General features: G+C 63.3%; 13 protein-coding genes. 8 read left to right on the plus strand and 5 right to left on the minus strand.

Annotated features, from left to right (window positions below; translation table 11 throughout):
• Window positions 1–137: 137 nt before the first annotated feature.
• On the minus strand, window positions 138–779 hold the full coding sequence (gene pyrE / locus ACN6NG_RS29205; RefSeq protein ID WP_003253405.1) for an orotate phosphoribosyltransferase: 642 nt from the start codon (window positions 777–779) through the stop codon (window positions 138–140).
• Between the two features lie 80 nt (window positions 780–859).
• Between pyrE and ACN6NG_RS29210 the strand changes: the two genes are divergently transcribed.
• Window positions 860–1,639 carry an exodeoxyribonuclease III gene (locus ACN6NG_RS29210; protein ID WP_003253401.1) on the plus strand — a complete coding sequence of 260 codons (780 nt, stop codon included), beginning with the start codon at window positions 860–862 and terminating at the stop codon, window positions 1,637–1,639.
• Between the two features lie 61 nt (window positions 1,640–1,700).
• On the opposite strand, the gene rph is transcribed toward ACN6NG_RS29210, so the two are convergent.
• Window positions 1,701–2,423 (minus strand): ribonuclease PH, encoded by a 723-nt coding sequence (rph, locus tag ACN6NG_RS29215; RefSeq protein ID WP_016489819.1) that lies wholly within the window; start codon window positions 2,421–2,423, stop codon window positions 1,701–1,703.
• Between the two features lie 228 nt (window positions 2,424–2,651).
• On the opposite strand from rph, the gene ACN6NG_RS29220 reads away from it, so the two are divergent.
• Together ACN6NG_RS29220 and gmk are read left to right on the plus strand one after the other, a co-directional pair.
• The gene (locus tag ACN6NG_RS29220; protein WP_016502227.1) at window positions 2,652–3,515 is read left to right on the plus strand and encodes a YicC/YloC family endoribonuclease; all 864 of its coding nucleotides are present in this window, start codon (window positions 2,652–2,654) and stop codon (window positions 3,513–3,515) included.
• A gap of 13 nt (window positions 3,516–3,528) precedes the next feature.
• On the plus strand, window positions 3,529–4,149 hold the full coding sequence (gene gmk, locus ACN6NG_RS29225) for a guanylate kinase (protein ID WP_016502228.1): 621 nt from the start codon (window positions 3,529–3,531) through the stop codon (window positions 4,147–4,149).
• A 132-nt stretch (window positions 4,150–4,281) separates the two neighbouring features.
• Here the strand turns inward: gmk and ACN6NG_RS29230 are convergent, their stop codons facing one another.
• From ACN6NG_RS29230 to ACN6NG_RS29240, 3 genes are all read right to left on the minus strand, one after another.
• Complete coding sequence (locus ACN6NG_RS29230) at window positions 4,282–5,823, minus strand: APC family permease (RefSeq protein WP_019471048.1); 1,542 nt, start codon at window positions 5,821–5,823, stop codon at window positions 4,282–4,284.
• Window positions 5,824–5,936: 113 nt separating this feature from the next.
• Complete coding sequence (locus tag ACN6NG_RS29235; protein ID WP_063422519.1) at window positions 5,937–6,710, minus strand: gamma-glutamyl-gamma-aminobutyrate hydrolase family protein; 774 nt, start codon at window positions 6,708–6,710, stop codon at window positions 5,937–5,939.
• 4 nt (window positions 6,711–6,714) lie between these two features.
• On the minus strand, window positions 6,715–8,097 hold the full coding sequence (locus tag ACN6NG_RS29240; protein WP_474317442.1) for a glutamine synthetase family protein: 1,383 nt from the start codon (window positions 8,095–8,097) through the stop codon (window positions 6,715–6,717).
• 205 nt (window positions 8,098–8,302) lie between these two features.
• On the opposite strand from ACN6NG_RS29240, the gene ACN6NG_RS29245 reads away from it, so the two are divergent.
• The 5 genes from ACN6NG_RS29245 to ACN6NG_RS29265 all read left to right on the plus strand — a co-directional run bounded on the left by ACN6NG_RS29245 (window position 8,303) and on the right by ACN6NG_RS29265 (window position 13,038).
• Entirely contained in the window at window positions 8,303–9,175 is an 873-nt protein-coding gene (locus ACN6NG_RS29245) for a LysR family transcriptional regulator (RefSeq protein WP_016502232.1), read from the plus strand.
• 239 nt (window positions 9,176–9,414) lie between these two features.
• Window positions 9,415–9,678 (plus strand): DNA-directed RNA polymerase subunit omega, encoded by a 264-nt coding sequence (rpoZ, locus tag ACN6NG_RS29250; RefSeq protein ID WP_003253383.1) that lies wholly within the window; start codon window positions 9,415–9,417, stop codon window positions 9,676–9,678.
• Between the two features lie 59 nt (window positions 9,679–9,737).
• Window positions 9,738–11,846 (plus strand): bifunctional GTP diphosphokinase/guanosine-3',5'-bis pyrophosphate 3'-pyrophosphohydrolase, encoded by a 2,109-nt coding sequence (gene spoT / locus ACN6NG_RS29255; RefSeq protein ID WP_019471052.1) that lies wholly within the window; start codon window positions 9,738–9,740, stop codon window positions 11,844–11,846.
• 23 nt (window positions 11,847–11,869) lie between these two features.
• Entirely contained in the window at window positions 11,870–12,250 is a 381-nt protein-coding gene (locus ACN6NG_RS29260; RefSeq protein WP_043199829.1) for a RidA family protein, read from the plus strand.
• Window positions 12,251–12,306: 56 nt separating this feature from the next.
• Window positions 12,307–13,038, plus strand: a complete 732-nt coding sequence (locus ACN6NG_RS29265) for a hypothetical protein (protein ID WP_474317445.1) — start codon at window positions 12,307–12,309, stop codon at window positions 13,036–13,038.
• Window positions 13,039–13,053: the final 15 nt, after the last annotated feature.

Here is a 13,053-nt window from a genome sequence, read left to right on the forward strand (position 1 = left end):
GCTCCCACAGGGATGGCGCCAACCTCGAAACTGGCGCATTACCTGTGGGAGCTGGCTTGCCGGCGATGAGGCCGGGACAGGCGACACAAAAAAGGCGACCCTCATGGAGGGTCGCCTTTTTCTTTACCCGGCCAGGATCAGATCCCGTACTGCGCCCGGTAAGCCTCGACAGCCGGCAGATGCTGCTTGAGCTGCGGGTCATCGGCCAGGAACTCCAGCACCTGGGTCAGCGAAACGATGCTGACCACCGGGATACCGAAGTCGCGTTCCACTTCCTGGATCGCCGACAGTTCGCCATTGCCGCGCTCTTCGCGGTTCAGCGCGATCAGCACGCCAGCGGCCTTGGCCTGCTGGGCGTTGATGATCTGCATGACCTCGCGGATAGCGGTACCGGCGGTGATCACGTCGTCGATGATCAGCACATCACCGGCCAGCGGCGCGCCGACCAGGCTGCCGCCTTCGCCGTGGTCCTTGGCTTCCTTGCGGTTGAAGCACCATGGCACGTCGAGCTGATGCTGATCGGCAAGGGCCACGGCAGTGGTCGCCGCCAGAGGGATACCCTTGTAGGCCGGGCCGAACAGCACGTCGAACGGGATCTTGCTGTCGACAATGGCTGCGGCATAGCACCGCCCCAGCTCGGCCAATGCAGAACCGGTGTTGAACAGGCCGGCATTGAAGAAATACGGGCTGGTACGCCCCGATTTCAGGGTGAATTCACCGAAACGCAGTACCCCGCGATCGATGGCAAAACGGATAAAGTCGCGCTGATACGGCTGCATGAATAGTCCCGGACACCACGGATTTAGCTAAATGGGTTGAGCTCGGGTATCATACACGCACGAGATTTTTGGGGCCATTTATGCGGATCATCAGTGTGAACGTAAATGGCATTCAGGCTGCGGCCGAGCGTGGTTTGCTCAGCTGGCTACAAGCCCAGAATGCCGACGTCATCTGCCTTCAGGATACCCGCGCCTCGGCCTTTGAACTCGATGACCCAGCTTTCCAGCTCGATGGCTATTTCCTTTATGCCTGCGACGCGGAGGTGCCTGCCCAAGGTGGTGTGGCCCTTTACTCGCGCATGCAGCCCAAGGCAGTCATCACCGGCCTGGGCTTCGAGACAGCCGACCGCTACGGGCGTTACCTGCAAGCAGATTTCGACAAAGTCAGTATTGCCAGCCTGCTGCTGCCTTCGGGCATGAACGGCGACGAAGACTTGAACCAGAAGTTCAAGTTGATGGACGACTTCGCCAAGTACCTGGACAAACAGCGTCGCAAACGTCGCGAATACATCTATTGCGGCTCGTTCTACGTGGCGCAGCAGAAGCTCGACATCAAGAACTGGCGTGACAGCCAGCAGTCGCCGGGCTTCCTGGCGCCGGAACGCGCCTGGATGGATGCGATCACCGGCGAGATGGGTTACGTCGATGCCCTGCGCGAAGTCAGCCGTGAAGGCGACCAGTACAGCTGGTGGCCGGACAACGAGCAGGCCGAGATGCTCAACCTGGGCTACCGGTTCGACTACCAGATCCTCACCCCGGGCCTGCGCCGCTTCGTGCGCAACGCCCGCCTGCCGCGTCAGCCGCGCTTCTCCCAGCATGCGCCGCTGATCGTGGACTATGACTGGACGTTGACCATCTGATTGCTGTTCAAACACGAAAAAGCCGACATTGATGTCGGCTTTTTCGTATCTACAGGAACAGTCAGTCAGCCAGAGCAGCCTGCTGCAGCTCGAAGATATCGTTCATGCCCTTCTGCGCCAGGGCGAGCATGGCGTTGAAGTCTTCCGGCTGGAACGGCGCACCTTCGGCGGTGCCCTGCACTTCGATGAAGCCACCGGCGCTGGTCATCACCACGTTCAGGTCGGTTTCGGCAGCGGAGTCTTCCGGGTAGTCCAGGTCGAGCACGGCTTCGCCCTGGTACATGCCTACCGACACGGCAGCAATCATGTGCTTGAGCGGGTTGCCGCCCTTCAGGCCGCCGCGCTTCTTGATCACCGCCAAGGCGTCGCACAGTGCGACCATGGCACCGGTGATGGACGCAGTACGGGTGCCGCCATCGGCCTGGATCACGTCGCAGTCGACATACAGGGTGATGTCACCCAGCTTGCTCATGTCCAGCGCGGCGCGCAGCGAACGGCCGATCAGGCGCTGGATTTCGAGGGTGCGGCCACCCTGCTTGCCACGGCTGGCTTCGCGCTGGTTACGCTCACCGGTGGAGCGCGGCAGCATGCCGTACTCGGCAGTCAGCCAACCTTGGCCCTGGCCTTTGAGGAAGCGCGGGACACCGTTTTCCACGCTGACCGTGCAGATGACCTTGGTGTCACCGAACTCGACCAGTACCGACCCTTCGGCGTGCTTGGTGTAGTTGCGGGTGATGCGGATCGAGCGGAGCTGATCGGCGGCGCGACCACTTGGACGTTTCATCTGGGATACCTGTACTGGGACTTTGAATCTGCCGAGCATTATAGAGCCCGCAGCGCGGGGAAGACATGCCTATTGTCGCGCCCGACACAGCCCGTCGCCTTTTCCGACTGCCATGGCCACCCCTCTGTAACATAGGCGGATTGGGCGCCGAGGCCCCACTGCGCTACAATCCTGCGCCTTGCAGCCGAGAGGCTCCCACCGTTCATTCATCTACGCGAGGTACTCCCCATGGTGCACAGCATGACCGCTTTTGCTCGTGTCGAGCGCGCCGGCAGCCAAGGCACCCTGATCTGGGAGCTGCGTTCGGTCAACCACCGTTACCTGGAACCCCACCTGCGCCTGCCCGAGGCCCTGCGCGACCTCGAAGGTGCCGTGCGTGAAGGCCTGCGCCAGGGCCTTTCGCGGGGCAAGGTGGAATGCACCCTGCGCCTCAATGAAGACAGCAACGGCAAGCCGCTGAAGGTAGACCGCGAGCGCGCGGCACAGCTGGTCGCAGCCGCCGAGGAAGTGGCCGGCCTGATCAAGCAGCCGGCACCGCTGAACCCGCTGGAAGTGCTGTCGTGGCCGGGTGTGCTGGTGGCCGACACCAGTGACCCACAGGCGCTGAACGCCGAAGCCATGGCCCTGTTCGACGAAGCACTGGCCGAACTCAAAGCCGGCCGCCAGCGCGAAGGCCAGGAACTGGCCCGGCTGATCAACGAGCGCCTGGACAACATGACCAGCGAAGTCACCACCCTGCGCGCCCTGGTGCCGCAGATGCTGGCGGCGCAGCGGCAGAAGATTCTCGACCGTTTCGGCGACATGCAGGCCGAACTCGACCCGCAGCGCCTGGAGCAGGAAATGGTAATGCTGGCCCAGAAGAGCGACGTGGCCGAGGAACTCGACCGCCTCAGCACCCACGTCACCGAAGTGCGCCGCGTGCTCAAGGGTGGTGGCGCCGCCGGCCGACGCCTGGACTTCCTGATGCAGGAACTCAACCGCGAAGCCAACACCCTGGGCTCCAAGGCCTTCGACCCACGCAGCACGCAAGCGGCGGTCAACTTGAAGGTATTGATCGAACAGATGCGTGAACAAGTACAGAACATCGAGTAAGGCCAACCCGACCATGAACCACAGCAGCGGCACCCTCTACATCGTTTCGGCCCCTTCGGGCGCCGGCAAGACCAGCCTGGTAACAGCCCTGACCAAGGACGACCAGCAAATCCGCGTCTCGGTCTCGCACACCACTCGCGCCATGCGCCCGGGCGAGGAACACGGGGTGAACTACCACTTCGTTGTCCACGAGGAGTTCAAGGCGCTGATCCAGCAAGGCGACTTCCTGGAGCATGCCGAAGTGTTCGGCAACTTCTACGGCACCTCGCGCAGTGCGCTGCAGCAGACCCTTGACCAAGGCTATGACCTGATCCTGGAGATCGACTGGCAAGGCGCCCAGCAGGTGCGCAAGCTGATGCCGCAGGCGTTGTCGGTGTTCATCCTGCCGCCAAGCCAGGAAGCGCTGCGTCAGCGCCTTGACGGCCGCGGGCAGGACAGCGAAGAGATCATCGCCGGGCGCATGAAGGAAGCGGTCAGCGAGATGGTGCACTACGACGAGTATGACTACCTGATCATCAATGATGATTTCGACGCGGCGCTGGAAGATTTGAAAGCGGTGTTCCGCTCGAACCGGCTGGTGCTGAAGAAACAGCAACAGCGCCACGGGTCTCTACTGAAGCAGTTGATCGGCTGAAAAACGATTGGGGCTGCTTTGCAGCCCTTCGCGGGCACGCCCGCTCCCACAGGTTAGTCACCGCCCTGAGGCGTGCGCTGTACCTGTGGGAGCGGGCGTGCCCGCGAAGGGCCGCAGAGCGGCCCCAATTATTTATTCCTGCAAAGGCAGGGTAGCCTGCTGACGCAGGGTAGCCCCCAGGAAGTAAGCCGGCGCCCGCATGCGCGACAGCATCATCAGCCCGATGCCGAGCACCGAGATGATCGCGGCAATCACGAATACCAGCCCCAGCCCGCCCACATGCGAGCCACTGCCGAAGTCCGGCGAGGCGCTGTCGATGGCGGTACGCGCGAAGATCACCGACAAGATCACCCCACCTACCAGCGGGCACAGGCCGCGCATGATGAAGTGGCGCAGGCTGTCGAACAGGCTGGCGCGGAAATACCAGACGCAGGCGAACGCGGTCAGCGAATAGTAGAAGCAGATCATCATGCCTAGCGCGGTGATGGTATCCGCCAGCACGTTCTCGCTCAGGGTACGCATGGTCACGTAGAACAGGCCTGCTGCCAGGCCGGCGCAAATGGTGGCGTAGCGCGGGGTTTGCGAACGCGGGCAGACGCTGGCGAACTTCTGCGGTACCGCACCGTAGTAACCCATGGCCAACAGGGTGCGCGCCGGCGCCACGAAGGTGGACTGCAGCGACGCCGCGGTGCTGGCCAGCACGGCGATGGACATCAGGATTGCCAGCGGCCCCATGACCGGGCCGGCCAGGTGGGCGAAGACGTTCTCCTGGATGCGTGGGTTGTTCAGGCCCAGCCCGGTTTCGCTGATACCGGCAAACTGTAGAGTGGCGATGGCGGTGAACAGGTACAGCCCGAGGATCAACATCACCGTCCAGGTGGCGGCCTTGCCTGGCACTTCTTCGCTGCCCACCGACTCTTCGCTGACGGTCAGGCACGTGTCCCAGCCCCAGAAGATGAAGATCGACAGCGACAGCCCGGCGGCAAAGGCCGAGAACGACTCGACACCGAACGGGTTGAACCAGGCGAAATCGAACGCCAGCGGTGGCGGCGCAGTGGTGCCGCCGAAGGCGGCGAAGGCAAAGCCGATCAGCACCAGCAACTGCAGGGCCACCAGGCCGTACTGCACGGTCATGGTGGTGGCGATGCCGCGACAGCAGATCCACACGGCCAGGCCGATGAACACGCAACAGGTGCTGATGTTGATCAACAGGTTGTCGGCCAACGCTGCCAGCTCATGCTTGCCGGTGATCTGGCCAAGGAACAGGTAGAAGAAATCGACCGCCACCCCCGCCAGGTTCGAGAGCACGATGGTAGTGGCGACCACCAGCCCCCAACCGCCGATCCAGCCGATCATCGGGCCGAAGGCACGCGCCGACCAGGTAAACGAAGTACCGCTGTCCGGTTCTGCCGAGTTCAGTTCGCGGTAGCCCAGGGCCACCAGCAGCATCGGCAGGAAGCCGACGATGAACACGGCGGGCAGGTGGGCACCCACCTCGCGCACAGTCGGGCCAAGGGCGCCCGTCAGGGTGTAGACCGGGGCGATGGTGGAAATGCCCAGCACCACGCTGGCCAGCAGGCCCAGGCGGCCTTTGGCCAAGCCCTTGCCGCGTTGGGTGTTGCCCGCGTCGGCCGCCACATCGGGTGGGCGGCCGGCTTCTGTATAATTGCTCATGAGTATTTGCCGTAAATTTTGGAATTGTTTTCGCAGGCCTTGTGCACAAGGCCTGCTTTCACTCATTGAAAGCTTGCTGCCGGGAACCAGTCATCCAAGACCTTCGGCTGACGTCAGAATGTCTCCTGCCGTGCGCCCTCCCGTGCCGCGTAGACAACGCAGGCCTCGCGAAACGCCTGGAACAGGCGCAGCGAGACCGGGTTTTCGGTGAAGCGCCACTCCGGGTGCCACTGCACGCCAAGCACAAAGCCCGGCGCCGCAGGCATGGATACCGCTTCGATCAGGCCATCCGGGGCCCGTGCCTCGACACGCAGGCCCGGGGCGAGGCGGTCGATGCCCTGGCTGTGCAGCGAGTTGACCTCGAACTGCGCCGCCAGGCCCAGGCGCTCGAACAACCCGCCTGGCTCGATGCCGACAGGGTGACGAGGGCCGTATTGCACCTCCAGGGGTGCGTCCTCAGGTTCGCGGTGGTCAAGGTACCCGGGCATTTCCTGCACGCGCTGGTGCAGGCTGCCGCCAAGCGCCACATTCAGTTCCTGGTAGCCACGGCAGATGCAGAACACCGGCACGCCGGCGGCAATCGCTGCCTGCAGCAGCGGCAGGGTCAGGCGATCGCGCGCCAGATCGTGCCGGGTACCGGCTACGCTAGGGGCGCCATTGTAATGATGCGGTTCGATATTTGAAGGCGAGCCGGTAAAAACAATGCCGTGCAGCCGGGCCAACAGCGCCTGCGTGTCGCTGCCCCCGTCTCGGGCCGGCAGGATCAGCGGCAAACCGGCAAAGCCGGCCGCCTCGACATACTTGTCGCCTACCGTGTGCGACGAGTTCTTCCCCACCTGCTGGCGGCAGGCGCTGACACCGATCAAGGGGACCGCATTTGCGCTCATGGGCTTACACCGTGTGCAGGTACCAGTTGTACTCAAGGTCGGAAATCGACACTTCGAACTCGGCCAGCTCGCTTTCCTTGCAGGCCACGAAGATATCGATGTAGTCCGGGCTGATGTATTGGTTGAGCACTTCGCTGTCGTCCAGCGCGCGCAGGGCATCACGCAGGTTGTTCGGCAGGCTCTGTTCCAGCTGCTCGTATGAGTTGCCCTCGATCGGGGCATCCGGCTCGACCTTGTTGGTCAGGCCGTGATGCACGCCGGCAAGGATTGCCGCGAGCATCAGGTACGGGTTGGCATCGGCGCCGGCCACGCGGTGTTCCAGGCGCACGTTTTCGCTGCTGTCGGTAGGCACGCGCACGGCCACGGTGCGGTTGTCCAGGCCCCAGCTCGGCGCATTGGGCACGTAGAACTGCGCGCCGAAGCGGCGGTAAGAGTTGATGTTCGGGCAGAGGAAGGCCATCGACGCCGGCATGGTCTCCAGCACACCACCAATGGCGTGGCGCAGCGTGTCGCTTTGCAGCGGGTCATCGCTCGAGAAGATGTTCTTGCCGGTTTTCTTGTCCAACAGCGAGATATGCACGTGCAGGCCGTTGCCGGCCTGGCCCGGGTAGGGCTTGGCCATGAAGGTGGTGTCCATCTCATGGTCGTAGGCAACGTTCTTGATCAACCGCTTGAGCAGGATCGCGTAGTCGCAGGCCTTCAGCGGGTCGGCCACGTGGTGCAGGTTGACCTCGAACTGCGCCGGGGCGCTTTCCTTGACGATGGCATCGGCAGGCAGGCCCTGCTCCTTGGCCGCTTCGAGCATGTCCTGCAGGCAGTCGGCATATTCGTCGAGGTCGTCGATCAGGTACACCTGGGTCGACTGCGGACGCTTGCCGGAAATGGGCGAGCGCGGCGGCTGCGGGCGGCCGTTGAGGTTGTCCTGATCGATCAGGTAGAACTCCAGCTCGAACGCCGCGCAAATGGTGAGGCCCAGGTCGTCGAACTTGCTCACCACCTGACGCAGCACTTCACGCGGGTCGGCGAAAAACGGCGCGCCTTCGATCTCGTGCATGGTCATCAGCAGCTGCGCGGTGGGGCGTTTCTGCCACGGCTCATCCGACAGCGTGCCGGAGATAGGGAAGCAGATGCGGTCGGCATCGCCAATGTCCAGGCCAAGGCCGGTGCTCTCTACCGTGGAGCCATTGATGTCCAGGGCGAACAGCGAAGCCGGCAGGTTGATGCCTTTCTCGTACACCTTGTGCAGGCTGGCCCGCTCGATGCGCTTGCCACGTACCACGCCATTCATGTCGGAGATCAGCAGGTCGACGTACTGCGTTTCCGGATGGGCCTGGAGGAAGTCATTCATCTCGCTGGAAGAACTGGCGCACGGGGTTACCGACGTCATGGTGTACATCCTTTGATGTGCTGCGGCGATGTGGGGATACGGCTGGCGCCTCACGGGCGACGATGGTTGCAGCTGTTGTTTTTTTCACTTTCCCATCGTGGGGATTGGTTACCCGACCGGACGCATTGATTCCGGGGGGCCGTTTCACTATAAAATGGCCCCGACGCAACAGACATTGGCAATTCGGCAAGCAGAGCGTGCACCAATGCAATATCAGATCACCCACGCCGACCTCTCCCTGGTCCTGGCACTGGAGCGCGGCCGCTCGCTGGCCAAAGCCGCCGAGCTCCTCAAAGTCGACGTTTCGACGGTATTCCGCTCGATCCGCCGGCTGGAGTCGGCGCTGGGCACCGCCTTGTTCGTCAAGAGCCGCAAGGGCTACCTGCCGACCGACACCGCCCAGGCCCTGGCCGAGCAGGCCGAGCGCGCGGAACAGGCGCTGGAGGCGGCGCGCATTGCCATGACCAGTGGCGAGCAGGTTGTAAGCGGCACGGTGCGGGTGACCTGCACCGAGGCGGTGATGCATAGCCTGCTGCTGCCGGCGCTGGCCGAGTTCATGCCCAACTACCCGGCCTTGTCGCTTGAGATGGGCACCTCGAACACCTTCGCCAACCTCAGCCGGCGCGATGCCGACATTGCCCTGCGCCTGACCAATACACCGCCGGAACACCTGGTGGGTCGCAACCTGGGGTCCACCTCCTATGTGGTCTGCGGCAAGCCGCAGTGGCGCGAGCGCCTGGCAGAATCGGCCGTCAGCGTGCCATGGATCGCCCCAGACGACTCGATGCAGGACCACCCCACGGTGGTCTGGCGCAACCAGCAGCACCCTGGGTTGAGCCCGCGCTATCAGTGCAGCGGCATGTCGACCATCGCCCAGCTGGTAACTGCCGGTCTGGGCGTGGCGGCGCTGCCGGACTACATGGTGCACGCCCTGCCCGGCGTGGATGCGCTGAGCGGACCGCTGCCGGGTTGCGACACCCAGCTGTGGCTGCTGACCCGGCCGGACTGCCGGGCGCTGCGCTCGGTGCAGACCCTTTTCGAAGAGCTGACGCCGCGGTTGCGTGGCGCGATGCTCTGAGGTTATCGTCGGCTCAAGTATTGCGGCTGTCTGGTTCGGCCCTTTCGCGGGAAACCCGCTCCCACAGGGTAGGCGGTGCCTGTGGGGGCAGGTTGGCCCGCGAAGAAGCAAACACAGTGCTTCAAGGTGACCGCCCGGCAAAACAGCGCTTCCCTATTGGCTGGTGAATTTTTATACTATCGAGTCCGCCTGCCCATTACTGGGCTGCACGCCCACCGCATTTGCTACTGAGGAAGACCATGGCCCGCGTAACTGTTGAAGACTGCCTGGAACACGTGGATAACCGCTTCGAGCTGGTCATGCTCTCGACCAAGCGCGCTCGCCAGCTGGCGACCGGCGGCAAAGAGCCACGCGTTGCGTGGGAAAACGACAAACCGACCGTTGTTGCCCTGCGTGAAATCGCCGAAGGCATCGTCACCAACGAGTTCATCGCCGCTGAAGAGATCGTCACCGAGGATCCGGTCTTCGCCGCCTTCGAGGACGAGAACAACGAGGCTGTCTGATTGATGCCAGGTCGACGTCGCACGGCGCAAGGCCCTCGTCCTCCGCAGGAGGTGAACCCATGCCGGGTATAGAAGCCTTGGCCGAACGGCTGTCGACCTACCTTGGCCCCGAACAGGTCAACCTGGTTCGGCGCGCCTATTTCTACGCCGAACAGGCCCACGATGGGCAGCGCCGCCGCAGCGGCGAGCCCTACGTGACCCACCCGCTGGCCGTGGCCAGCATCCTCGCCGACATGCACATGGACCATCAAAGCCTGATGGCGGCTATGCTGCACGATGTGATCGAAGACACCGGTATCGCCAAGGAAGCCCTCAGCCAGCAGTTTGGCGAGACGGTGGCCGAACTGGTCGATGGGGTCAGCAAGCTGACCCAGATGAACTTCGAAACCAAGGCCGAGGCGCAGGCCGAAAACTTCCAGAAGATGGCCATGGCCATGGCCCGCGACATTCGCGTGATCCTGGTCAAGCTGGCCGACCGCCTGCACAACATGCGCACCCTGGAAGTGCTGTCCGGCGAAAAACGTCGGCGCATCGCCAAGGAAACCCTGGAAATCTACGCCCCCATCGCCAACCGCCTGGGCATGCACACCGTGCGCGTGGAGTTCGAGGACCTCGGCTTCAAGGCCATGCACCCGATGCGCTCGTCGCTGATCCACCGGGCGGTGAAAAGCGCACGCGGCAACCGCAAAGAGATCGTCGCCAAGATCGAGCACTCGCTGGCCAACTGCCTGGCTGCCGACGGCATCGAGGGCGAGGTCAGCGGCCGGCAGAAACACCTCTATGGCATCTACAAGAAGATGCGCGGCAAGCGCCGTGCCTTCAACGAGATCATGGACGTGTATGCCTTCCGCATCATCGTCGACAAGGTCGACACCTGCTACCGCGTGCTTGGCGCCGTGCACAACCTGTACAAGCCGCTGCCCGGTCGCTTCAAGGATTACATCGCGATCCCCAAGGCCAACGGCTACCAGTCGTTGCACACAACGCTGTTCGGCATGCACGGCGTGCCCATCGAAATCCAGATCCGCACCCGCGAAATGGAAGAGATGGCCAACAACGGCATCGCCGCGCACTGGCTGTACAAGTCCAACGACGACGAGCAGCCCAAGGGCAGCCACGCCCGCGCGCGGCAGTGGGTGAAGGGTATCCTCGAGTTGCAGCAACGTGCCGGCAACTCACTGGAATTCATCGAGAGCGTGAAGATCGACCTGTTCCCGGACGAGGTCTACGTGTTCACGCCCAAAGGCCGCATCATGGAGTTGCCCAAAGGCTCCACGGCGGTGGACTTCGCCTACGCGGTGCACACCGACGTCGGCAACAGCTGCATCGCCTGCCGCATCAACCGACGCCTGGCGCCGCTGTCCGAACCGCTGCAAAGCGGCTCGACGGTGGAAATCGTCAGCGCACCGGGCGCACGGCCGAACCCGGCCTGGCTCAACTTCGTGGTGACCGGCAAGGCGCGCACGCACATCCGCCACGCACTCAAGCAGCAACGTCGCTCCGAGTCCATCAGCCTGGGCGAACGCCTGCTGAACAAGGTGCTCACCGGCTTCGACAGCAGCCTGGAGAAAATCCCCCAGGAGCGCATCCAGGCGATTCTCGCCGAGTACCGCCTGGAACTGATCGAAGACCTGCTCGAAGACATCGGCCTGGGCAACCGCATGGCCTACGTGGTCGCACGCCGCCTGCTGTCGGCCGAAGGCGAACAGTTGCCTGCACCAGAAGGCCCGCTGGCGATCCGGGGCACCGAAGGCCTGGTGCTGAGCTATGCCAAGTGCTGCACGCCAATCCCTGGCGACCCGATCGTCGGCCACCTGTCGGCCGGCAAGGGCATGGTCGTGCACCTGGAGAATTGCCGCAACATCAGTGAAATCCGCCATAACCCGGAGAAGTGCGTACAGCTTTCCTGGGCCAAGGACATCACCGGTGAGTTCAATGTCGAACTGCGTGTCGAACTGGAGCACCAGCGCGGCCTTATTGCCCTGCTGGCCAGCAGCGTCAACGCGGCCGACGGCAACATCGAGAAGATCAGCATGGACGAACGCGACGGCCGTATCAGCGTGGTCCAACTGGTGGTCAGCGTGCACGACCGTGTGCACCTGGCGCGTGTGATCAAGAAGCTGCGTACCTTGACCGGTGTGGTCCGCATCACCCGCATGCGTACGTAGTCCGCCAACCGCAAGGAGTCATCATGAGCAAGACCGTCATCAATAGCGACAAGGCCCCAGCCGCCATCGGCACCTACTCGCAGGCGATCAAGGCCGGCAACACGGTGTACATGTCGGGCCAGATCCCGCTGGACCCCAAGACCATGGAACTGGTCGAAGGCTTCGAAGCCCAGACCGTGCAGGTGTTCGAGAACCTCAAGTCCGTGGCCGAGGCCGCTGGCGGTTCGTTCAAGGACATCGTCAAGCTGAACATCTTCCTCACCGACCTGAGCCACTTCGCCAAGGTCAACGAGGTAATGGGCCGCTACTTCGAACAGCCCTACCCGGCCCGCGCCGCCATTGGCGTTGCCGCGCTGCCGAAAGGCGCCCAGGTCGAAATGGACGCCATCCTGGTCATCGAATGATGCCCCCGGTGACGGGCGCCCTGCCCGTCACCCCTCCTTTGCAAGGTTACCCCGTCATGCGTCAAGCACTGCCCCTCGCGCTGGCAGCCCTGATACTGGGCGGCTGCGCCAGCCACAAACCCGAAGACTTCAACGGCACCTGGATCAACCAGGAGGCCATCACTGCTGCGGTAAAAGGCGGCAGCCTGCGCCAAGCGCTGAATGAACACGGCCCGGTGTTCGAATGGAAGCTCGACGTTGCCAGCCAGCAGGCCAGCTACAGCAATGGCTTCGAGGCCGCTGACGGCCAGCTGAGCAGCAACGAAAAGCAATGGCAGGCCAGCTTCGAGGGCGGCCAGACCGAGCAGCTGTCGCTCGACGGTGACGAACTGCAAGCCGTCGACCAGCGTGGCGCCAAGCAAACCTTTGTCCGTGCCAAGGCGCCGGCGACTGCCAATGCGCCGCTGGGCAGCAGCTTCGAGAAAGCGCTGTACCAGGCCTACCTGGGCGGCAACTGGAAGGTGGTCGAAGGCGAGGGCAAAGGTGCCAGCGTGCGCTTCAGCGACACCGGCAACGTCACCGGCCTGCCGGGGCCAGACCGTTTCGCACTGTGCCTGGCAGGCGACTGCGCGACCATGGGCGGCAGCAATGACAGCCTGTGGCTGGAGCGTAACCAGCGTGGTGCACCGTTCATCATCAAGCGTGATGGCGACAAGCTGGAGATTTTCCAGGCAGTGAACCGTGCGCAACCGGATGAAATGCCGGAGCTGGCGGCGGGCAAGCGCCAGTGGGTGCTGGAGCGCAGCTGAGTCCTGCTGCGTTTG

This window comes from Pseudomonas sp. TSO6 (genome assembly GCF_056098905.1).